Annotated in this window: 21 protein-coding genes; 2 read left to right on the top strand and 19 right to left on the bottom strand. The window is 42.0% G+C overall.

The window, feature by feature from the left end:
• Position 1: 1 nt before the first annotated feature.
• The 17 genes from polA to JOD03_RS07840 all read right to left on the bottom strand — a co-directional run bounded on the left by polA (position 2) and on the right by JOD03_RS07840 (position 21,405).
• The gene (gene polA, locus JOD03_RS07920; RefSeq protein WP_204590316.1) at positions 2–2,629 is read right to left on the bottom strand and encodes a DNA polymerase I; all 2,628 of its coding nucleotides are present in this window, start codon (positions 2,627–2,629) and stop codon (positions 2–4) included.
• A 73-nt stretch (positions 2,630–2,702) separates the two neighbouring features.
• Positions 2,703–3,635 (bottom strand): protease modulator HflC, encoded by a 933-nt coding sequence (gene hflC / locus JOD03_RS07915; RefSeq protein WP_239584904.1) that lies wholly within the window; start codon positions 3,633–3,635, stop codon positions 2,703–2,705.
• A 44-nt stretch (positions 3,636–3,679) separates the two neighbouring features.
• Positions 3,680–4,639, bottom strand: coding sequence for an FtsH protease activity modulator HflK (gene hflK, locus JOD03_RS07910; protein ID WP_204590314.1), 960 nt, complete (start codon positions 4,637–4,639; stop codon positions 3,680–3,682).
• A 169-nt stretch (positions 4,640–4,808) separates the two neighbouring features.
• Entirely contained in the window at positions 4,809–6,026 is a 1,218-nt protein-coding gene (locus JOD03_RS07905; protein ID WP_204590313.1) for a carboxylate--amine ligase, read from the bottom strand.
• Between the two features lie 14 nt (positions 6,027–6,040).
• Entirely contained in the window at positions 6,041–7,462 is a 1,422-nt protein-coding gene (pnpS, locus tag JOD03_RS07900) for a two-component system histidine kinase PnpS (RefSeq protein ID WP_204590312.1), read from the bottom strand.
• Positions 7,459–8,163, bottom strand: coding sequence for a response regulator transcription factor (locus JOD03_RS07895; protein ID WP_204590311.1), 705 nt, complete (start codon positions 8,161–8,163; stop codon positions 7,459–7,461). Before JOD03_RS07895 ends, pnpS begins: the two co-directional genes overlap by 4 nt.
• A gap of 48 nt (positions 8,164–8,211) precedes the next feature.
• The gene (locus JOD03_RS07890; protein WP_204590310.1) at positions 8,212–8,688 is read right to left on the bottom strand and encodes a MaoC/PaaZ C-terminal domain-containing protein; all 477 of its coding nucleotides are present in this window, start codon (positions 8,686–8,688) and stop codon (positions 8,212–8,214) included.
• A gap of 103 nt (positions 8,689–8,791) precedes the next feature.
• A complete protein-coding gene (gene icd / locus JOD03_RS07885; protein WP_204590309.1) occupies positions 8,792–10,057 on the bottom strand; it encodes an NADP-dependent isocitrate dehydrogenase in 1,266 nt (421 codons plus the stop codon).
• Positions 10,058–10,130: 73 nt separating this feature from the next.
• Entirely contained in the window at positions 10,131–11,246 is a 1,116-nt protein-coding gene (gene citZ, locus JOD03_RS07880; RefSeq protein ID WP_204590308.1) for a citrate synthase, read from the bottom strand.
• A gap of 347 nt (positions 11,247–11,593) precedes the next feature.
• Complete coding sequence (locus tag JOD03_RS07875) at positions 11,594–11,980, bottom strand: FxsA family protein (protein ID WP_204590307.1); 387 nt, start codon at positions 11,978–11,980, stop codon at positions 11,594–11,596.
• Between the two features lie 12 nt (positions 11,981–11,992).
• Positions 11,993–13,753: a pyruvate kinase gene (gene pyk, locus JOD03_RS07870; protein ID WP_204590306.1), complete on the bottom strand. Its 1,761-nt coding sequence runs from the start codon at positions 13,751–13,753 to the stop codon at positions 11,993–11,995.
• 18 nt (positions 13,754–13,771) lie between these two features.
• Positions 13,772–14,731, bottom strand: a complete 960-nt coding sequence (gene pfkA / locus JOD03_RS07865; RefSeq protein WP_204590305.1) for a 6-phosphofructokinase — start codon at positions 14,729–14,731, stop codon at positions 13,772–13,774.
• Between the two features lie 171 nt (positions 14,732–14,902).
• Positions 14,903–15,856: an acetyl-CoA carboxylase carboxyl transferase subunit alpha gene (gene accA, locus JOD03_RS07860; protein WP_204590304.1), complete on the bottom strand. Its 954-nt coding sequence runs from the start codon at positions 15,854–15,856 to the stop codon at positions 14,903–14,905.
• Positions 15,850–16,713, bottom strand: coding sequence for an acetyl-CoA carboxylase, carboxyltransferase subunit beta (gene accD, locus JOD03_RS07855; RefSeq protein ID WP_204590303.1), 864 nt, complete (start codon positions 16,711–16,713; stop codon positions 15,850–15,852). The genes accA and accD overlap by 7 nt, the downstream gene beginning before the upstream one ends.
• On the bottom strand, positions 16,710–17,342 hold the full coding sequence (locus tag JOD03_RS07850; protein WP_204590302.1) for a FadR/GntR family transcriptional regulator: 633 nt from the start codon (positions 17,340–17,342) through the stop codon (positions 16,710–16,712). The genes accD and JOD03_RS07850 overlap by 4 nt, the downstream gene beginning before the upstream one ends.
• A gap of 109 nt (positions 17,343–17,451) precedes the next feature.
• The gene (locus JOD03_RS07845; protein ID WP_204590301.1) at positions 17,452–20,469 is read right to left on the bottom strand and encodes a DNA polymerase III subunit alpha; all 3,018 of its coding nucleotides are present in this window, start codon (positions 20,467–20,469) and stop codon (positions 17,452–17,454) included.
• A gap of 9 nt (positions 20,470–20,478) precedes the next feature.
• Positions 20,479–21,405: a DHH family phosphoesterase gene (locus JOD03_RS07840; protein WP_204590300.1), complete on the bottom strand. Its 927-nt coding sequence runs from the start codon at positions 21,403–21,405 to the stop codon at positions 20,479–20,481.
• A gap of 90 nt (positions 21,406–21,495) precedes the next feature.
• On the opposite strand from JOD03_RS07840, the gene JOD03_RS07835 reads away from it, so the two are divergent.
• Positions 21,496–21,798, top strand: coding sequence for a YtpI family protein (locus JOD03_RS07835; RefSeq protein ID WP_204590299.1), 303 nt, complete (start codon positions 21,496–21,498; stop codon positions 21,796–21,798).
• Positions 21,799–21,835: 37 nt separating this feature from the next.
• Here the strand turns inward: JOD03_RS07835 and JOD03_RS07830 are convergent, their stop codons facing one another.
• Both JOD03_RS07830 and JOD03_RS07825 read right to left on the bottom strand, forming a co-directional pair.
• Entirely contained in the window at positions 21,836–23,143 is a 1,308-nt protein-coding gene (locus JOD03_RS07830; protein ID WP_204590298.1) for a DRTGG domain-containing protein, read from the bottom strand.
• A gap of 48 nt (positions 23,144–23,191) precedes the next feature.
• On the bottom strand, positions 23,192–23,869 hold the full coding sequence (locus tag JOD03_RS07825; RefSeq protein WP_204590297.1) for a metal-dependent hydrolase: 678 nt from the start codon (positions 23,867–23,869) through the stop codon (positions 23,192–23,194).
• Between the two features lie 95 nt (positions 23,870–23,964).
• Here JOD03_RS07825 and JOD03_RS07820 point away from each other — a divergent pair, with 95 nt between their 5' ends.
• The gene (locus JOD03_RS07820) at positions 23,965–25,050 is read left to right on the top strand and encodes a M24 family metallopeptidase (protein ID WP_204590296.1); all 1,086 of its coding nucleotides are present in this window, start codon (positions 23,965–23,967) and stop codon (positions 25,048–25,050) included.
• Positions 25,051–25,214 lie beyond the last annotated feature (164 nt).

Raw genomic sequence — 25,214 nt, 5'->3', positions numbered from 1 at the left:
CTTACTTCGTTTCGTACCATGTCGTGCCAAATGCAAAATCGACTTTCAAAGGCACCGATAGTTCTACGGCATTTTCCATGACTTCGGGCACGAGCTTTTGAATTTCCTCTAACTCGTCAACAGGTACTTCAAAAATTAGTTCATCATGTACTTGAAGAAGCATTTTGGTTTTCAATCCGCGTGACTCAAGTTCGCGGTCCATGTCGATCATCGCTTTTTTGATGATGTCGGCTGCACTCCCTTGAATCGGTGTATTCATCGCAGTACGTTCTGCAAATCCACGCAGGTTGAAGTTTGAACTCGTGATATCCGGCAAGTATCTGCGGCGGTTCATGATTGTTGTGACAAACCCATCCCGTTTCGCACTCGTAATCGCATCATCCATGAAGTGTTTAACACCGGGAAAACTCGTCAAATAGTTATCGATAAACAGAGCCGCTTCTTTGCGTGTGATGTTCAGGCTTTGGGACAATCCGTAGTCACTGATGCCATAAATAATTCCGAAGTTCACTGCTTTGGCAGCTCGGCGCATGTTGCCGTCTACTTCATCTGCCGCTACTCCAAACACATCCATTGCCGTTTGCGTATGGATATCACGGTCTTCTTGGAAGGCTCGGACTAGCTTTTCGTCTTGAGACATGTGTGCCATGACGCGAAGCTCGATTTGTGAGTAGTCGGCGGCGAATAATACCCATTCTTTTTCAGATGGGACAAACGCTTGGCGAATCTTTCGGCCTTCTTCAATCCGAATCGGGATGTTCTGCAAGTTCGGATTGATTGAACTCAAGCGACCTGTAGACGTCAATGCCTGTTGATAGCGTGTGTGTACTTTCCCATCGTCATGAATCTCTTTTAACAAACCTTCGATATACGTCGACTGAAGTTTCCCTAATTGGCGGTACAACAAAATTTCTGAGATAATTTCGTGTTCCCCTTGCAACTTTTCAAGTACATCTGCAGCAGTAGAGTAGCCAGTCTTCGTTTTCTTAATGGGTGTCAAACCGATTTTTTCAAACAATATGACACCTAATTGTTTTGGCGAATTGATATTGAATGATTCACCAGCCATCGCATGGATACGTTGTTCTATTTCAGCTAGACGTCCTTTTAGTTCGACACCCATTTTTTCTAGTGTTTCTCGGTCCACTTTGATTCCGAATGATTCCATTTCACCTAAGACACTTGCAAGGGGTAGTTCAAGCTCATGGTATAAATCATACTGTTTCGTTTCTTTCAGTTTTGCTTCGACTGGTTCCTTTAACTCCCACACGGCAGTTGCTTTGCGAAGGGCATGATGAAACAATGCTTCGTCTTCTGGAGCTTTTTTCTTAGCCCCTTTTCCATACACAGCTTCTTCTTCATCCACTTCCGTATATCCGAAGTGTTTTGCAAGGGAAGCAAGATCTTGGCTTGATGAAATGGAGGGATCCGAAATATACGCAGCTAAAACTAAATCAAAACTCGCCCCTTTCAGTTCGCATCCGAACCGTTTCGACACCGCTTGGAACGCTTTGACGTCATAACAACGCTTTTGCTTTGAATCGTCTTCAAGCCACGCTTTGAAGAGTGGTTGCGAAAAAGCCGCGTCCCCTTTCATTACATAGTGCTTTGAATCAGTTGCAAGGACGACTGCCAAAACTTCTGTTGTGTGATAGTGCTCATCGTATAACTCGATATGAAACGTCATGTTGTCTTCAAAATGACTGTCTTCCCAACTAGAGATCACTTCGAAATCAATGTCTTTAAGTTCTTTTGCCTCTGTTTGGAATGCGGACTTTTCTAAAAGTGTCTTGAATTGCAGTTGGTGCCAAATTTCATGGACAGCCTCCATATCTGGACCTGGGTAATGTAATGTATCTAGAGTGACTTCAATCGGTGCTGCGCGCTCAATTGTTGCGAGCTGTTTACTAATATGTGCTAACTCTTCATTCGCAACAAGCTTTTCTTTCATTTTCGACGCCTTCATCTCATCGATATGTGCGTACACACCTTCCACGGTTTCATAGGCTGACAGTAACTTGATTGCTGTCTTTTCACCTACTCCAGGCACTCCAGGAATATTATCGGAAGTATCGCCCATCAATCCTTTCATATCAATGATTTGAATAGGGGTTAGACCGTATTTCTCTTGAATATGCGCAGGTGTGTAGCTTTCTAGATCGGTGATGCCTTTTTTTGTAATTTGAACGGTCGTCTTGTCACTAGCCAGTTGAGTCAAATCTTTGTCTCCACTAATCACAATCGTTTCGATATTTTTTTCTTCTGCGATGCGTGAAAGCGTACCGATGATATCATCGGCCTCGTATTGATCTAATTCATATTGTAGAATCTGATACGCATCTACAAGTTTTCGGATATAAGCAAACTGCTCGGATAGTTCAGGTGGTGTCTTTTGGCGTCCACCTTTGTATTCTGAGAATGTTTCATGACGGAACGTCGTCTTTCCTGCATCCCATGCAATCAGCATATGAGTCGGCTGTTCTTCCTCTACAATCTTTTGCAACATCATTGTAAAGCCATATGTGGCATTGGTGTGGATGCCTTGCTCGTTTGTGAGTAATGGCAATGCGAAAAATGCTCGGTACGCTAAACTGTTGCCGTCAATCAGTACTAATTTTGGATTGGTCACTACATGTCACTCCTTTTAATAAACGAAAAAACCTTGCCTTCAGTTTACCATGACTGAAAGCAAGGTGTTGTCTTTACGGTGTAATCCCGGAAAGAATTTGTGCGTATGGTGAGTCAGATGGAAGCATAATGACAGTATCTTCACCGATTGTAGATTTATACGTTTCTAACGTCCGGAACAAGTTATAGAATTCCGGATCTTTTGAGAAAGACTCGTTGTAAATACGTGCAGCTTCCGCTTCTCCTTCAGAGATAATAACAGCTGCTTCACGTTCTGCATTGGCAATGATTTCACGCACTTCACGGTCTGTCTCTGCTTCGATACGACGTTTGTCTGCATCCCCTTCAGATAAGAACTTCTGTGCAATCTTCTCACGTTCTGAAATCATGTCTTGATAAACCGCTTGTTCATTTTCTACTGGAAGATCTGTGCGTTTGATGCGCACATCGAGCACTTCAATTCCGTAGTTGTCTGCCGAGAGCAATTCGTTCACGCGAGCTGTGACTTGCTCTCCAAGACTGCCGCGTGATGAATCTTCATCATTGATGATTTCTGCATACGCTAAACGACCAAGTTCTGTTCGGACAACCGAATAAATGAATTCTTCCATACGAGCTTCTGCATTGATCAATGTCCCTGCATTGGCAATCATCAATTGCGGATTATTGACTTTCCAGACCGCATAATTGTCAATGATGATGCGTCGTTTATCAAGTGTATTGATTTCTGCTTCTGAAATCTCATAGTTCATTAAGTACTTCGGAACAGTCGTTGTACTTTGAATAAATGGAACGGTTACACCTAAACCAGGTTCATCGACAACTTTTACGATTTCACCAAACTGGCGCACAATTTTGTACTCGCCTTCTTTCACGACATACACATTGGTGAGCAAGATGACTAGAACGATGAATCCAACAATGACACCTGCAATGATTTTGCCGTGTTTTTTCCAGTCGATTTGAAAGTCAGATGCTTTACCAGCGGGCTTTTTCTTTTTGTTCATAGAAAACCGCTCTTCAAGTGAGACAAACTTTGGATCTTTATCGGTCATTCATTATCCGTCCCTTCTGTTACGACTGGTGCAGCTGCACGAGGACCCGTTAATGGTAGGTACGTCATTGGTCCATTGTCGCCATTCATGATGTAGAGTTGTGCATTCGGAAGCACCGCTTCTAACGTTTCCAATATCAAACGGTCCCGCGTGATTTGTTCGTTTTGCGCGTATTCCGCATAGAGCTCATTAAATAATGCTACATCTCCGCGCGCTTGTTCGATACGAGCAATCTTTTCTCCAGTAGCATTTGAGATAATAGCATCTTTTTCACCATTTGCTTCTCCAAGGCGTTGATTTTCGTAACGACCAGCTTGGTTCACTTTAATATTTTTTTGTTCTTCAGCATCACGAACTGCAGTGAAGGCTTGACGCACTTCTTCATTCGGAAGTTCAACGTCTTGTAGGTTTACAGATAACACTGAGATGCCGATATCGTATTTTGTTACAAGGTTAGCTAGTAGATCGCGTGTGGAAGCTTCAATTTCTGCTTTACCAGAAGTTAATGCATCGTCAATACGTGAGCTACCAATTACAGATCGAATGGAAGCGGATGTTGCAGAGTGCAACAATTCCCTCGGGTTTTCTGAATTGAAAAGGTAATCACGTGGATTTGTAATACGCCACTGCACCACGAGGTCAGCAAGGACGATGTTGTCATCCCCTGTAATCATTTTTGTTTCATCATCATACGAGACGATTTCACCGTCTGCTGTTTGTTGATAGCCAAATTGAAGGCTAAACGTTTCTTTCGACAATTTTTCAACAGTCTGGACTGGCCATGGCATTTTGAACTTTAGCCCTGGTTCTGTAATCGGGTCACCTGCATCACCGAATGTGATGACAATAGCTTGTTCAGATTCGTCCACTGTATACCATGAGGTAGCAAGTGCAATAAGTAGGAAGAGTCCAGCAATCGACACACTGATAATTGTAAGTACGCGTTTTGTAGTCATTATGTAATCTCCTTTCAGTTGTCTGTACTTTATACGGACGACCTTCTGGAAAGTTTCATAAAAAAAGAAAACCGAGCCAGCATTTGCCGACTCGGTTTCCTTTTTCCAGTTTGGAAAAGGGGTTATCTTTATAATAAGCGAACATTGTAAAGGACATATGAAGCGCTTGTTAAGATTCCCACTGATTATTCTTATACTTCCGGTAATAGTTCACCTGACGCGCAACTAAATAGAATTTCCGTTTAAAGTTTGTATCGCCTTTATAAAACATCGGGTTGCCCCATTTGCCTTGGCGAATCAACTTTCGGCATTCTTCATTGATGGCATGGTTATCGACAAACTTTTTCAGGACAATTTTAGGAACGACTGTAAACAAATACTCCGTATTCAAATAGGTCAGTTCTTTCTCAACACCTAGTAAAATATCGTCAACAAAGTATTTTGCCATGTTGTGCCCACAAGCCGTTGTGTAGTAGCTTGATCGTCCTTGGCGAATATTGACTTCAAACACTTTGTACTTACCGTCACGTGCATCGTATTTTAAATCAAAGTTTGCAAAGCCTTGATAGCCGACTGCCTCTAAAAAGTGTTGCAACTTTTTCATCAGCTCTTCATCATAGCGCGTCACTAGTGCTGTATAATTTCCGATAGCTGTCACGGTATGTTCTTGTAACACAACTTGCGCAAGCGTCCCAAGCTCAGATTTTCCGCGAGAGTTCACATAAAACACGGAGTCCCACATGAACGTGTCGTCCCCTGGGATGAAGTCTTGAATAATCATGTCTTCTTGATAGCCAGACGCATTCACTTGATCAAGGACGTGTTGGAGCTCTTGTTTCGATTCAACACGGTAGACTTTTTGTTGCCCAGGGAATTTATTTTTATAATATTCGACTCCATTACTTGGTTTGATAATAACGGGGTATTGGATGTCTTTATCAAAAATCCCTTGCTCTTTACAGCTATAGAAATACGTATCCGGGGTGTCCAATCCGTGTTCGTCGCAAAGTCGATAAAAATTCTTTTTCACGAGCAAATCGTTCATTAGATCTTCTGACATGTAATTGAATACATACCATTGACGTAATTGTTCTTGATTTTCAATAATTAAACGTACATAAAAATCGTTTGTTCCAATGAGTACAAGCTGCACGTCTGGCTGTTGGTACTTCTCTGCTACAGAACCTAGAATCGACACAAATGCATCTTTGTTCCATAAATCTTTATCATATTCAATCGCTCGAGGAATCGAGCTTAAGCTCGTAAATGACATCTCTTCTTTTCCTACGAGTACGGAGTGAACTCCGTATTCTTCATGAAATGAAATCGCCATATTGTAAGCATTCATATCTGTTCCTATAATGACCGGTAAAAACTTCTGTTGCATAACTTTCCTCCAAACTAGGAAGTGACTAAAGGGACATACACTTTGAATGTTGTTCCTTTTCCAACTTCACTTTCTACTTCTATTTTTCCATTGTGTGCTTCTACTAAATGTTTGACGATAGCGAGTCCAAGACCTGTTCCCCCGCTATTTCGTGACCGTGCTTTATCCACACGGTAAAACCGCTCAAAAATTCTCGGAAGTTCATCAGGACCCATACCAATCCCTTCATCTTGAATGATCAAAATACCGTATTGCTGGTGTTTGTCACTTCTTAGGGTGATGGCGGTGCCTGGACTTGAGTACGTTATAGCATTACTCACTAGATTGACGACAATTTGTAGCAAACGGTTCTCATCGCCTTTTACAAGCAGTGAGTCATCTCCTTCAATGAGTGGATGAATTTCTTTTGCTTCAGCCGATTGCCTTGTAATCTGGAGAGCTCTCTCAAAGAGAGTCTGTACAGAGACCGCTGTTTTTCGCATTTCAAATTCCTGCTGTTCCATTTTTGAAAGGTCAAGCAAATCATCAATCAACAATTGCAGACGGTCGCTCTCTAGTTTAATGATTTCTAAGAACTCTAGCAAGGTCTCTTCCTTTTGATAAGCGCCGTATAGTAATGTTTCGGTGAATCCTTTAATCGATGTGACCGGTGTTTTGAGTTCATGTGACACGTTCGCCACGAAGTCTTGACGCACTTTTTCAAGGTGTTTCAGTTCGGTGATGTCGTGAATGACGATGACCATGCCCAGCCATTTACCGTACTCTCCGATAACCGGTGCTCCGTAACACTCTGTATACCGAAAACCCTTCGCTGTATTTAAGCGTAATTGTTTTCGTGTTGGCGTTTCTGTCATCAAGAGCTGATAAGCAAATGATTCTAAATCTTTAGGAAGGCCAATGTCTTGATAGTTTTTGGAACGAACTTCTTTGAACTGTAAGCCAAATAACTGGCCAAATGTTTTGTTCATGATGGAAATCGTACCAGATCGACCAAGTACAATAAGACCCGAACCCATTGTCTCAATCAATGTTTTTAGTCGCTCTTGCTCACTTTCACGCTGTTGAGACATCTCTTGAAGATTCCGTGCTAAAACGTTTAGAGAATGGCTAAGTGTAGTGATCCCTGTCAGATCATCTTCAAAAACACGCACTGTGTAATCGCCATCAGCAAGCTGCAGCGCCGTCGTTGAAATATCATCAAATGGCTTAATGTAACGAGCAAGTACTCTACTCGCTACCCATAAAGAGACGAGATAAAACAGTCCAAGAACGACAAACAATACGATATAAAAAATATAAAGGTCTTCACGCTCTACCTGCAATCGCTGGGCGAAAACAATTGGAAAAAGCTGTCCTAAGACGATGCCGAGAGCAGCGAGCATCACGGCATACAGGACAGCAAAGACGAAGAGGAGTCGACTATAAAACGTTCTCATCCTCTTTTCGGCTCCTCAAATTTGTACCCCAATCCACGAATCGTTTTGATGTAGAAAGGTTTGCGACTATTTTCCTCGATTTTTTCACGAATATGACTGACATGAACATCCACAATACGTGTGTCACCTGCAAAATCGTAATTCCAAACCGAACTCAACAGCTGATCACGTGTTAATACGCGGTTTTTATTTTCAACCAAGTACACCAATAGCTCAAATTCTTTTGGCGTAAATTCAAGACTCTCGCCACTTTTCAAAACCTCAAAACGGTCTGGATAAATGACAAGATCGCCAAACTGGTATTTCTTTTCACCTGATGAATCGAAGCCTTCGTTAATACTGGAGCGTCGAAGTAGAGCTTTCACACGTGCAAGTACTTCCCGTGGACTGAATGGTTTCGTCATATAATCATCGGCTCCAAGCTCAAGCCCCAACACTTTATCAAATTCAGCATCTTTCGCTGTTAACATGATGATAGGCACTTGGTTTTTTTGAAGGCGAAGATTTTTGCATATATCCATTCCATCCATATGCGGAAGCATCCAATCCAATAAAATAAGATCAGGATTTTCCTGCTCCGCTTTTTCAAGCCCTTCACGACCATCTAGTGCATTGATGACTTCATAGCCTGCCTCTTTTAAATTGTACGTCAATAACGTTTGAATCGATTGTTCATCTTCAATAACAAGAATTTTAGCCATCGTCTTTTCCCCCTCAGTGATATGAAAACCCCTTTTCAAACCTGAGTATTAGAAATTCTCCATTGATTGTTCCATCATTCGATTTGAAAGTCTTGGCGGAAGCACCTGTAACTCCCCAACAACCACGACTTTTTGTTGCTCATTTTTCGCTTCGACTGCCACAGTAATTTTATTGTTGGCAGCGTCTACTTCTTTCACCTCAAAAATAAATTCAAGCGTATCATAGTGATAGCTTGCATGAGGAAACGAGAGAATTTGTTGGAAGACATGTGAACCAGGACCTGGCATATATTTCGACACAGCGGATGTGACAATACCAGTGAGCATGATCGTTGGCACGACTGGCTTTTCAAATGTGGTTTTCATGGCATAGTCATGTTGTATGTAAAGCGGATTTGCATCATTTGTAAGACCTAAATAAAGTAGTAAATCTTTATCTTCTATTTTTTCAGTGATGACGAGCTTTTCACCGACTGAGATATCTTCTATTTTGCGCCCTAGTTTTCGCTTCTTCCCTAATAACACGGACAATTCCTCCATTCTTCCCTTTGATTCTAGTGTATCAAGAAAGGCAATCTGTCGCTAGTCAAATAAAAAACCGGACCCAAAAGGATCCGGTAAAAAGCAATTACATGTTTTTGATTAACTCGTCAGCGAACTCCGAACATTTCACTTCTGTAGCGCCGTCCATTAGACGTGCAAAGTCATATGTTACAACTTTAGAAGAAATTGTTTTCTCCATAGAGTCCATGATTAGTTTCGCAGCTTCTGTCCATCCAAGGTGCTCAAGCATTAATACTCCTGAAAGGATTACTGAAGATGGGTTTACTTTATCAAGACCTGCATATTTCGGAGCAGTTCCGTGAGTTGCTTCGAAGATTGCGTGACCCGTTACATAGTTGATGTTTGCTCCTGGTGCGATTCCGATTCCACCTACTTGTGCAGCAAGTGCATCTGAGATGTAATCTCCGTTCAAGTTCATTGTAGCTACTACATCGAACTCTTTTGGACGAGTTAAGATTTGTTGTAAGAAGATATCAGCAATCGAATCTTTTACTAAGATTTTGCCTGAAGCCAGTGCATCGCTTTGCGCTTTGTCAGCTGCTTCTGTCCCTTGCTCTTCTTTAATTTTATCGTATTGGTTCCAAGTGAATACTTTGTCGCCAAACTCTTGCTCAGCCACTTCATAGCCCCAGTTTTTGAAAGCTCCTTCAGTGAACTTCATGATGTTCCCCTTGTGAACAAGTGTTAATGATTCGCGGCCTTCTTTGATTGCATACTCAAGAGAAGCACGTACTAAACGCTTTGTTCCCTCTTCAGATACAGGTTTGATCCCGATACCAGAAGTTTCAGGGAAGCGGATGTTTTTAACGCCCATTTCACCTTGTAGGAAATCAACAAGTTTTTTCACCTCGTCAGAACCTTTCGCGTACTCGATACCTGCATAGATATCTTCTGTGTTTTCACGGAAGATGACCATGTCTGTATCTTCTGGACGACGAACTGGTGAAGGAACACCATCGAAGTAACGGACTGGACGTACACATGCGTATAGGTCAAGCTCTTGACGAAGTGCTACGTTCAATGAACGAATTCCGCCACCGATTGGTGTAGTAAGAGGTCCTTTGATTGCTAAAAGGTACTCATCAATTGTGTCTAGAGTTGCTTGTGGTAACCACTCACCTGTTTGGTTGAATGCTTTTTCTCCAGCTAAAACTTCTTTCCACTGGATTTTTTTCTCGCCACCGAATGCTTTTTCAACAGAAGCATCTAATACGCGAACTGCTGCGTTCCAGATATCTGGGCCAGTTCCATCACCTTCGATGAATGGAATTACTGGTTCGTTTGGTACGTTAAGTACACCGTTTTCTACTGTAATTTTACCGTTTGTCATTGTAGTAGTCTCCTCCTAAAGGTCATGAGTAAAGGGCTAGACGCATAAAATGCGGTAGCCCTCGTCGTACTGATTAGCGCTCGTCAATCGGTACGTAAGTCTGCATGCCAGGTCCTGTATATTCAGCACGTGGGCGAATTAGACGGTTGTCTGAATATTGCTCTAAGATATGTGCTGTCCAACCAGATACACGGGAAACCGCGAAAATTGGTGTGAACAAATCGTGATCAATATTCAATGAGTGATATACGGAAGCCGAATAGAAGTCCACGTTTGGTGGAAGTTTCTTCTGGCCAGTTACCAACTCTTCAATTTTAACAGACATCTCGTACCATTTCGACTCTCCACGTAAAGCTGTCAATTTCTGTGACATTTCGCGAAGGTGTTTAGCACGAGGATCGCCATTGCGATATACGCGGTGACCAAAGCCCATAATTTTTTCTTTGTTGTCGAGCTTGTTTTGAATATAGCTCTCTACATTTTCAACTGAACCGATTTCAGAAAGCATTTTCATTACTTGTTCGTTTGCTCCGCCGTGAAGTGGCCCTTTTAGTGCACCGATTGCAGCTACAACACCTGAGTACATGTCTGAAAGTGTAGCTACACAAACACGCGCTGTAAATGTAGAAGCGTTTAGCTCGTGGTCAGCGTGAAGAACTAGTGCTTTATCGAACGCTTCGATTTCAATTGCTTCTGGCTCTTTACCAGACAACATGTATAAGAAGTTAGCAGCATATGTTAAGTCTTGACGTGGTTGTACTGGCTCTTCACCTTTACGCACACGTGCAAATGCTGTTACAAGAGTTGGTAACTTTGCTTGTAGTTTGATTGCTTTTAAGTAGTTTGCTTCGTCTGACATATCTTCAGCTGCCTCATCAAAAAGACCAAGCATCGATACTGCCGTACGTAGAGCAGTCATTGGGTGAACAGATTGACTATCATATGTTTTAAAGTGAGCTAACACTTCCGCTGGTACTGCCATATGCTCAGCTAGTTGCTGCTTCAATTCTGCTAATTCATCGTGCTTTGGAAGACGTTTGTGCCATAAAAGGTAGACAACTTCTTCAAAGCTTGCGTTGTTCGTTAAATCATCAATGTCATAGCCTACGTAAGTCAACGTATCGTCAATAATTGAACTGATCGCTGATTGCGTTGCTACAACACCTTCAAGTCCACGTGTGGATGTCATGTGTCTCTCTCCTTTGAATTGTTTCTATGTACCTCTCAACAACCTTACCTTTCGTATTATAGCTAATTATGGCGGGTTTGTGAATGAAAACGCTTGAATTTATAAATAAATAACAATTGTGCGACAGTTCATTCCCTAAATATTTGAAAAGATTGGATGTAATTGATGAGTCCTTCTAGCAAAAAAATACTATTCTTTGGTAGTTCACTTGTACTCGTTCTTTTTTTCCTACAATTTGTGACACCCGTTTATACTGCTCTTTTTCTAGCCTTTGCTTTATCCCCTATAATGACCTGGGCTAAAGCACATCACAAAAAAAGCCTGACCAGTAAACTGGCCAGACACGATTAACGCACAACAATAATATTCCCTTTACGGATTTTACGTTGGATGAATCGATTGATAGCAGGTCGATACAGTTTTCGAGTTGGCGCTAACAGTAGCGTAATTCCAATGACATCTGTCAAAAAACCTGGTAGCAGCACTAGAACTGCTCCAATACCAATCAATACACCATCCACTACGGTATTGGCAGGATGCTCTCCTCGCTCAATCTGTTTGGGGAGTTCTTTAAAAGCTTGAATTCCTACAGTGCGAACTAAATAAATTCCCACGATTCCTGAAACGAGAATCAGCCCGAGCGTCCATAAGACACCGATCGCCTTACCAACTGTCAGAAAAAGAATGAGTTCGACGATAGGAAAAAGAACAACGGACAATAGAATCCATTTCACGTCATCACGTCCTTAAATAATATGGGCCTGACCGTGATAAATTGCACCAGACTCTGCATCTATTGTAATTTCTTGCTCGTCTTCAATCAAGGAAGTCGCATTCTCTACTCCTACGATTACTGGTTTACCAAGTGTTAAACCTACAACTGCTGCATGGCTTGTTAAACCACCTTCTTCAGCAACGAGGCCTGCACAGTTTTCAATTGCTGGTACCATCTCTTTATCTGTACCGACTGTAACCAAAATTTTGCCCTGCGCTCTTTCAGGATCTGCTATTTCACCAGGTTTAACAACATACGCATTACCGATCGCAGTTGTTTTTCCGATTCCTTGACCTTTAGCAACCATGTCACCTATAACATGGACTTTCATAAGGTTTGTTGTACCAGCTTTTCCGACAGGAACACCAGCAGTGATGATGACCAAATCACCATGTGACACGTAACCATGTTCTAAACTCTCATCAATCGATGTTTCTAAAATTTCATCCGTCGTATGTGCTTTTGCACCAATAATTGGATAGACACCCCATACGAGTGTTAGTTGGCGTGCAGGTCGAGGAGAAGGTGTTACACCGATGATTGGAACACCAGGACGGAATTTTGAAATCATTTTTGCTGTGTGACCACTTTCCGTTGGTGCTAGCACTGCTTTTACATTTAAGTTAAGGGATGTATGCGCAACTGCTTGACCAATTGCATCCGTCATGTTGACACCACGTTTTTTGCTCAGTTTTCCTACAACTGAACGATAATCGACTGCTTTTTCAGTACGTACTGCAATTTTATGCATCGTCTCAACTGATTCTACTGGATACATCCCAGCAGCTGTCTCACCTGAAAGCATGATTGCATCTGTTCCATCTAAAATTGCGTTTGCAACGTCAGAAGCTTCTGCGCGTGTTGGGCGTGGGTTACGTTGCATCGAATCCAACATTTGCGTAGCTGTAATAACCGCTTTCCCAAGTTGATTACATTTTGAAATCAATTTCTTTTGAACAAGAGGCACTTCTTCAGCAGGTATTTCAACGCCTAAATCTCCACGGGCAACCATCAACCCGTCCGATACTTCTAGAATTTTGTCGATGTTGTCGACACCCTCTTGGTTTTCAATCTTTGGTACGATTTGAATATGGCTTCCACCATTTTTCTCAAGTAACTCACGAATTTCTAATACATCCGAATCGCGACGCACGAAAGATGCGGCAATGAAGTCAACGTCTTGTTCGACTCCAAATAAGATGTCTTGTGCATCTTTTTCTGTAATTCCTGGCAATTGTACAGATACACCTGGAACGTTTACACCTTTGTTGTTCTTAAGAGTTCCTGCATTGATGATTGTTGTGTGGATTTTCCCAGCTTCCATGTCGATGGATTCTACGCGAAGTTCAATCAAACCATCATCCAATAAGATAATCGAACCTGGAGTAACATCTTCAATCAACTTATCATACGTAATCGAGAAGACTTCATTGTTCCCAAGAACTTCTGTTGTTGAGATGGCAATCTTTTGTCCTGTTGCCAATTCAATCGCATCATTTTCCATTTTGTGTGTGCGAATTTCAGGCCCTTTTGTGTCGAGTAAAATACCTACAATTTTGTTTAATCGTTTTGATACTTCACGGATGCGCTGAATACGAGCACCATGTTCTTCATGACTTCCATGTGAAAAGTTTAAACGTGCAACGTTCATGCCTGCTAAAATCAACTTTTCTAACATTTCCTCGCTTTCACTGGCTGGTCCAATGGTACATACAATTTTTGTTTTTCTCATGTTTAACTAGCTCCTCGCTTAGATAGATAATTCTTTTGATAGATGATACATGGATAGATCTAAATCATGTTGCCCTTCGAAAGCTTCTTTCATATCATAATCGACCACTTTATTGTGGCGTAAACCGATTGCACGTCCGCCTTTATTTTGTAAGAGCACTTCAACTGCTTTTGCTCCGAACTGGCTGGCCATTACACGATCGCGCGCAGAAGGTGTTCCCCCACGTTGAATATGTCCAAGAACAGACACACGCGTATCCATCGTTGTATACTCTTTAAGTTTTGCAGCAAAATCGTTTCCACTCATCACGCCCTCAGCTACAACAATAATACTATGTTTTTTCCCGCGCTCAGAACCGCTTTCTAAACGTTTCACTATGGACTCCATCGATTCGTTCACTTCTGGAATCAAAATTGTTTCCGCACCTCCAGCAAGTCCTGCCCATACAGCAATATCACCAGCATCACGGCCCATCACTTCAATGATAAACGTGCGCTCATGAGATGTTGCGGTATCACGGATCTTATCGATCGCTTCTACCACTGTATTGAGTGCTGTATCAAATCCTAACGTATAATCCGTACCTGGAATATCATTATCAATAGTACCTGGAATACCAACACATGGAATACTATGATTTGTTAAAACCATAGAACCTTGATAGGATCCGTCTCCACCAATGATGACTAAACCATCGATTTCATGCTTTTTAATTTGTTCTAGAGCTTTTTGTTGCCCTTCTTTCGTACGGAACTCTGGACAACGTGCGGAATACAGCTTCGTTCCACCACGCTGAATGATATCTCCTACGAAACCAAGGGTCATCGGTTCAATTTTACCTTCAATCAAACCCTGGTAGCCGTTATATATGCCATAAACCTCAAGTCCTTCATAAATCCCTTTTCGAACGACTGCTCGAATAGCTGGATTCATACCAGGTGCATCTCCACCACTTGTTAATACAGCAATTCTCTTCACAAGAAATCCTCCTCGCGTCACCATTTCTTCATTTAGCTTATCATGCAGGATGTCAGATGTCTAAGTTGTGAAACAATGAAAACGCTTTATTTTCAGAAATATTTTCATTGGACAAAAAAACCTTTTCTCGTTTCCGAAAAAAGGTAGGTGTATCTTTAAAACCATGCGATTCTAGGACGAAAATGATCCCATCTTCGCAAATTTTTCGTAGCGTTGCTCCACTAATTGCTGCGCATCTAAAGAAGAGAGTTCGCGTAAAGAAGACACAATTGCCTCTTTTACAAATACAGCTTGTTGCTGCTGATCTAGATGTGCACCGCCCCTCACTTCTGGAATGATCTCATCGATGATTCCCATCTCTTGAAGGTCAGCTGCTGTTATCTTCATAGATTCTGCGGCCTTTTGAGCTAAGCTCGCGTCTTTCCAAAGAATTGAGGCTGCTCCTTCTGGAGAGATTACTGAATAGGTGCTGTTTTCAAGCATGTGCACGTGATTTGCTACACCTAGTGCTAACGCTCCTCCACTACCGCCCTCACCGATAATAATACTTACGACTGGAACTGAGAGATCCGCCATTTCAATTAAGTTTCGTGCAATGGCCTCACTTTGCCCACGTTCTTCTGCCGCTTTTCCAGGGTATGCGCCTTTTGTGTCAATCAAACAAAGGATAGGGCGACCAAATTGTTCCGCTTGCTTCATTAGACGCAACGCTTTCCGGTAACCTTCTGGATGTGGCATCCCGAAGTTACGGCGCACGTTTTCTTTCGTGTCACGCCCTCGTTGATGTCCGATAATTGTGATCGGGTTGCCATTTAATTTTCCTAAACCGCCTACGATTGCGGCATCATCTCCGTAATTACGATCTCCGTGCAATTCGATGAAATCTTCAATTAAAGCATCAATGTAATCATACGTAGTCGGGCGCTCAGGATGGCGTGCAATTTGGACGCGGTCCCAAGGTTGAAGATTCGAATAGACATCTTCACGGAGTTCGTGCAAGCGCAGTTCTAGCTTTTCAATTTCTTCGGATAAATCCACATCAGCGTCTTCTGTATAGGATTTGAGTTCAATAATTTTTGCTTGGAGCTTTTCAATCGGTTCTTCAAACGATAATGTTTTTACCATTTGACTACCTCCTTACTGTGCAAGGCTACTAAAGTTGAGAGAGTTTGTTTCAATTGATGGCGATGAACTACAGCATCGAGCTGTCCTTTTTCAAGTAAAAATTCTGCAGTCTGAAAATCTTCCGGTAATTTCTCTCGAACTGTCTGCTCGATTACGCGACGACCTGCGAATCCAATTAATGCTTTTGGTTCAGCTAAGTTAATATCTCCCAGTGAAGCAAAGCTTGCAGAGACACCACCTGTTGTCGGATGCGTCAAAACTGCTACATATAATAAGCCTTCATTTCGGTGACGGTTTAATGCAACGCTTGTTTTGGCCATTTGCATCAGTGAAAGAACGCCCTCTTGCATGCGTGCACCTCCACTTGCTGTAAACAAGATGAACGGTAATTTGTGTTTTGTTGCATATTCAATGGCACGTGTGATTTTTTCACCGACAACAGACCCCATTGAGCCCATGCGGAAAGTTGAATCCATGACACCAAGAACCACCTGTTGGCCTTCCAACTTGCCAGTCCCTGTCCAAACCGCTTCGTTTAAACCTGTCTTCTTTTGATCCGACTGAATCTTTTCTGTATAACCTGGGAAGCCTAGTGGATTTGTCGTTTGAAGGTCTGTATCAAATGATTGTTGTCCTTCCTCCTCGAGTAAAAGCGCTACTCGCTGCTTAGCATTTAATGTATAGTGGTGTTCGCAGTGTGGACATACCCATAGATTTGCTTCAATTTCTTTGGTGAATGTATTTTTTTTACATGAAGGACACTTCATCATTATGCCTTCTGGAACATCATTTTTATGTGTTTTTCTTGGGACAGTTGCGTACTTCACTTTATTTTTTGCAAATAGTTCTCGAATCATTCAGTCTCTTCCCCTTTCAAATCACCTTGCCACTGTTCTAGCAACTGATGTGCCTTGGGCCAATCCGTTGTTTCAATGGCTGTCAGGAGCTTCTCCCACACCACTCGGTCTTCATCAGTTAGAGATGTACGTAGTGGATTGCTGCTGTATTCATTAAGTAAAAGCCAAATTTTTAATGCCAATCGATTACCAGAAGCAATGATCAATTCTTTTACTAGCCATTCTTGCTGGATGTCATCTGTTGTTTCTAAAGCTTTTTTTAGTCCTACAAGATTTAGTGCATTTTGAGCACTCATTTCAAATAGCGCTTGTTTTTCAAGTGCTTGTCTTGTAGAAAGAATGTCTTCTAAAGACTTGGTATCTTTTAAAATAAATGTCGCAAGGACTTCTACTAATTTATGTTTACGAAAGTCTGCTAAAAAAGTTCCTTCTCCGCGTCTAGTTTCAATTAGTCCAAGTAATTCAAGGCTTCGTAGTGCTTCTCGAACGGTGGACCGGCCTACTTCTAAGCGTTCAGCTAATTCGCGCTCGGACGGGAGTTTCCCTCCGATTGGAATGCGTTGTTGCTCGATGATTTCTCGAAGTTTACGGACAATCTCAGTAAATAGTTTAGGTGAAGCATTCGTCATCTCGTCACCTTTTTCCATTTTTTTGAAAGTGGTCTGACCACTCACATGTAGTAGCATACCGTATTTTTTTCATGCTGACAACAAAAAAAACCGCCAAATATCTTGGCGGTTAGACAGATTCTACTGTTGAAACGATTAATTGCATTCTTCCGTTTCTTTGGTCAAGCTTTCCTTGTATCTTGTAGACCTGTTGCTCTTTCAGCTGCACATTGACAACAGCAAATGTCTCTGGGAAAAAGGTGAGGTCAAGTTCATCACGTTCATCTTCTATCACAGCAAAAGCCATTGCTTGACCTTTTTTTGTGCGGATTTTTCGGATTTCCTTAAGGAGTCCTATGACTTTTACCTGCTTACCAATCTGTTGTCCGATTTCATCTAAAGACTGTAAAGAAGGATGGAGCTTTGACCGAAATTCCTCTACTGGATGTGTTGAAATATAGGTCCCCACCACTTCTTTCTCATACGCAAGTTTATAGACTGTCGGCATTGCTGCACTCTCTGTATATTTGGGTTCTCCAAAAGAGGCAATCGATCCAGACAACAAATCTACTTTATCACTTGGTCGCACAAGTTCCGCATGCATGACAGCTGGATCAAGACTTGCAAGTAGAACAGCTCGATCTTTCCTTAAAAAATCTAGTGCTCCAGCTTTAATAAGTGGCTCAATTGTTTGACGCGTGAAATGCACTGCTGATAAATCAGAAGCGAGTTCAAATAACGATTTCCAAGGCGACTGCCTGAGTTTTCTCACTTCAAGAAGCTTAACTAAAAAGGGTTTTGAAATGCCTTTGATGCTGCTTAATCCAATTCGAATTCCCTCACCGTCAACAGTAAATCGTGTTGAACTTTTCCAAAGATCTGGAGGCAGAAGAGGAATCGATCGCCGCTTCATCTCACGGAATAGTGCCAACTGTTTGTCACGATTGCCAGCTGATGAAGTAAGTAACGTAGCATAAAAGATTTTTGTATAATGGGCTTTGATATACGCCATTTGCATCGCAATTAAACTGTAAGCTGTCGCATGGCTTTTTGGGAATCCGTACTCAGAAAAACGTACAATCAATTCATATAAATTTGATGCAACCGATTCATCAACTTGTTGTCGACGTGCCGAATCTACAAATTTCTTTTTCTCGCTCATCAAAACAGCTCGATCTTTTTTACTCACTGCTCGGCGTAGCAAATCCGCTTCGGCATATGTATATCCTGCAACTGCACGTGCAATTTGCATGATTTGCTCTTGATAGACAATGATTCCATAGGTTTCCCGTAAAATCGGCTCAACTGAGGGATGGGGATAGCTCACCTTTTCTTGACCTTTTTTCCGAGCAGCAAAATTCGGAATAAATGCCATTGGTCCTGGTCGAAACAAGGCATTTACAGCTACAACTTCACGGAATGACTCTGGATTCACAACCGTCAACGCCTTGCGCATTCCGGCGGATTCAAACTGAAATACGCCAAGTGTGTCACCGGATGCTAGAAGCTTTAATGCTCCTCTATCTTCTCTATCAATTTGCTCGGTACGAAAAGAGACGTTCTCAGTTTCTCGTATCCGCGCTGTCATTTGCTCGATCAACGTCAAATTTCGGAGTCCTAAAAAGTCCATTTTCAACAGTCCCGCTGCTTCTACTTCTTTCATTGTCCACTGCGTCAAATACATACCATCTTGATGCTCTTCAATTGGTACAACATCGACGAGTGGTACTGGTGAAATAATGACACCTGCAGCGTGAACAGTAACATTGCGCGGCATCCCTTCAAGCCTTGTTGCCAGGTCAAGCCAGAGCGCATGTTTCTCATCACGGGCTACAAAGGCTTGTAATTCTCTATTTTCTGCAAGCGCTTTTTGCAGGGATGACACTTGAGAAGGAATGGCTTTTGATAAAAAACTTAATGTTTCTTGTGAAAATTCCATCACCCGGGCTACTTCGCGAGCAACTGCTTTTGTTGAGAGTGTTCCAAACGCTAAAATCTGTGCAACGTACTGAGTACCATATTTATCACGCACATAAGCAATCACTTCATCACGGCGATAATCTGTAAAATCCACATCAATATCGGGAAGTGAGACACGCTCGGGATTTAAAAAACGCTCAAACAATAAACCATACTCAAGAGGATCGATACCAGTTATCCCAAGAGCATATGCAACTAATGAACTTGCAGAAGAACCGCGGCCTGGTCCGACAGAGATTCCTTTTGACTTTGCATAGTGAATAAAATCTTGCACGATTAAGAAATAATCACTGTAGCCCATCTTCTCAATGATAGATAGTTCGTAGTCGATCCGCTCCTGATAAGCCGTGGGTAAATTCCCCATTAATTTCTCTAATCGACCATAAGTCAATTGGCGCAAGTAGTCCGCAGTATTTGCACCTTCAAGCATAGGGAATTTCGGTAGTAAAGGCGTTTCAGATACCAAGGAATAGGATGAGGAAAACAACTTATAAAATGACTGATCCCATCCTTTTAGAGGTGCGAACAATTCTTCCCATTGAGTTGTCGAATAAAGGGAATGAACCTCGGGCTCTGCTACTTCATGCAATTTTTTGCCTTGGTCAAGTGCTTGCAAAAGGCGATAGGCTAATTGGTCGTCTTTGGTCTCAAGCTGCGCAGGAGCGTATGGCATCACAAAAGGATGATTGGACTTTAACTGCGCTATAAATTCTTCGTCCGTTGCTGTTTCAAACGAGATAGCTGGAACAGTAGTGGGAGAATACAATGCGGAGAGTTGTGGGTACACGTGTCGCGTCGTTACAAGTAATGAAACCAATCCTTCAGAATACGCCGTAAACCATTTTTGTGGAACGGCTGGCACATGTCTCGTCTCGATAGCGCTTGAGAGCTTCAGTAAGTTTTTCCACCCTTTTTGTGTGCGCGCGTAACTCACCACTTCCACCCGCTCCCCTTCATTAATTTCCAATTGATAGCGAAGACCAATGATAGGTTGGATATTGCGTTTTACCATTTCAGAGTGAAACGCCTGCACCCCATAAAGGGTAGAATTGGTTAGTGCAGCTAATTTAATAGCATTTTTACTCAGATGGTCCCCTAGACGATCTAGCCGGATCGTACTTTGTAATAGATCCATCGATGTAATAATTTGTGGATAGCAGATCGTCATAGGCCCCTCCTATAAGTGATACATTTCGTTTAAGACATCTTCTACTTCATTCCATTCGTAAATCGTGGCACCAGAGGCTAGTGGGTGACCACCGCCATTAAACTTTTTAGCAATGCCGTTAATCACTGGGCCTTTAGAGCGTAAACGAACGCGAATACTCTCAGAATCTTCAATGAAAAACACCCATGCCCGCATGCCTTGAACATCTGCAAGAGCACTCACTAAAAGAGATGCTTCAGATTGACTTACGCCATATTCTTCAAGTAGACGCTTCGATAATTTCACATGCCCGATGCCATTTTTCATCTCAAAATTCTCGTACACGTATCCTTTTAATTTCAATACATTTGGAGACACTTCATACATCTCATTAAATAATTTCGTACGATCGAAATCATAGCCCATTAGTTCTCCTGCATAGCTCATCGTTTTGAGTGATGTACTAGTGAACATGAATCGACCAGTGTCCCCTACGATTCCTGCATACAGGAGCCGTGCTGCTTGATCCGGAAGTGTCCAGTCTTCTTGCTGCTCTCCTGTTTTGAATAACGAGTAAATAATTTCGCTAGCTGAACTTGCTTGTGTATCTACATACACGATATCTCCATAGGGATCTTCGTTTGGATGGTGATCAATTTTAATCAAGAATTCCCCTTTTTTATAGCGTTCATCATCGATTCGTTCTGTGTTTGCAGTATCTGTTACGATAATCAAGGCATTTTCAAATGCAGAATCCGGAACAACCATTGGTTTTGCAAGATAATCTAGAGTTAAATCATGTTTGCCTGTTACATAGATCTCTTTTTCTGGGTAGTTGTGCTTGAGTAGCATGTGAAGGCCGATTGAGGAGCCGTACGCATCTGGATCAGGTCGAACGTGGCGGTGAATCACAATTTTAGAATAGTGTTTAATTTTGTCCAGTATTTGACGATGCATATAGTTTCCTCCTGTAGAGTCGTTCCCAAATGTCGCATTTTCATGTAAAAGTCGTTAAACTAGAGAAAGCACGGTTTTGGAGGGAAACGAATGAATTCAATATTAGTAATTGCTATAGTTATCTCTATTGTATGGTATTTCTATTTTAAAACAAGACAATTTCGAACGGATCTTCCAATACGCAAGAAGTGGTATGCAGCTAAAGCAAGTAGTTGTTTAGGCGCCTTCGTCTTCTTATTTGGATTAAATTATGTCTTTTTATTTCCAGAAACGTTAACATACGTTATTGCGGGTATCTTTATGGTACTCGGTGGATATATGGCTGTCTTTAATTATAAAGCATCGAAGCATTATGGGAAGTATGTGCAAGAAGAGTTTGAATTGAATCAGTGAGTGAAAACCGTTCTGCCATAAGTGGCAGAACGGTTTTTTAATGGTCGAATATTTGATACGTAATAAGAGCTTTCCCTACAAGTTGTTTATCGTTATATGCCTCTACATCCACTTTCGCCATACGCCGAGTAAAATCGAGAACTTTCGGATACAATTTGATATTCGCTTCTAGTGGAACCGGCTTGGTATGGTAAATCGTAATATTTTCAACAACACTTTCGATGCGCTTTTTCGTGCGCAATGCTTGAGATCCTGCTTCTGCCAAAACAGTAGTAAAAGCTCCATAGGACAAGGTTCCAAAATGATTCGTCATTTGAGGTGTCACCGTAAAAGCTGTTCCTGATTTTTCATCAGTTGCAGGCGTCATTTGAGACTTGATCAAATCATCAATCGTCTCTCCGTTTTGTGGCTGGCGTGAAGATGCTTGCAATGCTTTTAAAACATCTTGCCTACTGATGATACCTTTTAGTCGGTTCGAGTCATCAACGACCGGAAGAAGGTCAATACTCTCCCACACCATTCTGTGGCTCGCTGCTGCAACACTCGTCGTCAATGTGATAACAATCGGGTTTTTCGTCATCACCTTGTCGATTGTATCCATACTTTGTGCGTCCATTACATCTCGTGCCGTTACGACTCCTACAACTACATCTTTTGAATCAAGAACTGGATACCCTCCGTGGCTTGTTGTGCTGTTCAGTTCACGATATTTCTCAACCGTATCTGTGACATGCAGATATGCAGTCTGTTCTTTTGGTATAAAGATGTCTTCTATTAATAGCACATCTTTTTTAATCAATTGATCATCAATTGCGCGGTTAATCATTGTTGCTACAGTGAATGTATCGTAGCTTGTTGAAATTAAAGGCAGTTCTAGCTCGTCGGCTAAGCGTTTAGACGATTCCGGCACGTCAAATCCTCCGGTTACTAGCACAGCCGCTCCTGCTTTGAGCGCATGTTCATGAACTTTGTAGCGATTTCCGACAATCAACAAGTTTCCAGGATCCACATAGCGCATCATGTCATCGACTTGCATGGCACCGATCACAAATTTACTTAATGACTTATGTAACCCTGATTTCCCGCCAAATACTATTCCATCTACAATGTTCACAACTTCTGCGAAAGTTAAACGTTCGAAGTTTTCTTTGCGTTTCACTTCAATACGAATTGTCCCCACGCGTTCAATCGTTGAGACGAGTCTACGATTCTCCGCTTCTTTTATTGCGCGGTAAGCAGTTCCTTCACTAACTGTTAAATCCTTTGCAATTTGCCGAACCGAGATTTTATCTCCAATAGGTAACGACTCGATGTAACTCAAAATTTGCTCGTGCTTTGTTGCCACTGTCTTTCACGTCCTGTCTGATTGGTGCTCTTATCTTACCACAGTCTACTAAAAACGAACCTCTTCCCCGGCTTTAAGAAGTTGAACATCAGCACTGTGTACAAGAGATTTGAAATGTTCAGGGTCTTGTTCGATTGGTGGAAAAGTATTGTAGTGCATAGGCACAACGATCTTTGGTTCAATAAATTCCACCGCGCGTGCAGCATCACGAGGTCCCATCGTAAAGTTATCACCAATTGGCAAGAAAGCAAGATCAATGCCGTGCTCCCCGATTAATTTCATGTCGCTAAACAACCCTGTGTCTCCAGCATGGTAAATCGTTTTACCTTCAATCTTCAAGAGTAATCCCGCTGGCATACCGGTATAGTGTACTGTCCCCTCGTTGTCTGTATAAGAGGAACTGTGGAAGGCTTGTGTAAACTTTACAGTTCCAAAATCAAACTCTCGGCTCCCGCCAATTCCCATGCCATGTGTGTCTGCACCTTGAGTAGCTAAATAATCCGCCAGTTCAAATGTTGCAATAACAAGTGCGCCATGGTCTTTGGCCAGATGAATTGTATCGCCAACATGGTCATTATGGCCATGAGTTAAGAGAATATGTGTAGGTTTTTCATTCTTCGCTTGCAAATCTGTCTGTCCGTTCCCCGTAAGAAATGGATCAATTAAAATTGTGTGGTCTCCAGTTTCAATTTTTACAACCGAATGTCCATGGTACGAAATTTTCATAGGAATCACTCCAATAGTCAGATTTTACTGCTAACTTTTATTCTACTATGTTAGGATGGAAAATAGGTAGTCATATACATAGGAGGTCTTTTCACATGCAGAAGATTACAGCTCTACAACATCAATTGAAAGAACATCAGGTCGACGCAGCTTTTATCACACACCCTGATAATGTTTTCTATTTCACAGGGTTTCGTAGCAATCCCCACGAACGATTACTCGGGGTATTCATTCCTGCTGATGGTGAAAGTTTTTTAATTTGCCCTCAAATGGAAGTACCAGATGCAAAAGAATTCTTTAGTGGCCTGTTGATAGGACATGTAGATACTGAAAACGCTTGGGATAAACTTGTCTCATCGTTTACAGTTCCTGTCGCAAAGCTTGCGATTGAGAAAAGCCACATGACGGTTGAACGGATGGAATTTTTAGAAAGTCGCATCCAAGGCGTGACATTCTCTGGTATTGATGACGTCGTGACGGAAATGCGTTTGATCAAAACGGAAGAAGAACTCGTCCATCTTCGTAAGGCAGCAGAACTTGCCGATTATGCGATTGAAGTTGGATGCTCACTGATTGCAGAAGGAAAAACAGAGATGGAAATTTTGTCTGAAGTGGAGACCGCTGTTAAAGCAAAAGGTGCGGATGGCATGTCCTTTAGTACGATGGTACTGAGCGGATTGAAAACAGCATCTCCTCATGGAACACCTGGAAATCGAAAAATCCAAAAAGGCGATTTTATCTTGTTTGACTTAGGCGTTTTAGTAAATGGCTATTGTTCGGATATCACGCGTACCGTAGCATTTGGTGAACCAACGGAAGAACAGCGAACGATTTATGAAACAGTGAAAGAAGCGGAAGAAAAAGCCGTATCACTTGTTAAAGCTGGAGTGCTCGCGAAAGATTTGGATAAAGCAGCACGCGACATTATTACGTCGGCAGGATACGGAGAGTATTTCACACATCGTCTTGGACATGGTCTTGGCATTTCGGTTCACGAATTCCCATCGATTCACGGGGAAAATGATATGGCTTTACGCGAAGGAATGGTCTTCACAATTGAGCCAGGTATTTACCACCCAGAAGTAACGGGTGTGCGAATTGAAGATGACGTTGTGGTTACGGCAGATGGTGTGGAAGTTTTGACGAAGTTTACGAAGGAATTACTAGTTTTAGATGTGTAGAACGGCACTCTAGCTGGCCTCAATCTCTGGCGCTGCGGCAGTGAGTTCCAGGGGGAGCATACCGGAGCCCAATGTCATCAAGCTAACAATACATTTTCTGTAAGTTATATTTCTGACTTTCCAAACAAATTACTTGACTTTTCAAAAAAAGCACCAAAATCAAC

Origin of the sequence: Chryseomicrobium aureum (genome assembly GCF_016909155.1) — a bacterium.
Taxonomy (GTDB): domain Bacteria; phylum Bacillota; class Bacilli; order Bacillales_A; family Planococcaceae; genus Chryseomicrobium; species Chryseomicrobium aureum.
The sequence above is the reverse complement of the archived record's forward strand: the minus strand, read 5'-3'. Positions and strand labels throughout refer to the sequence as shown.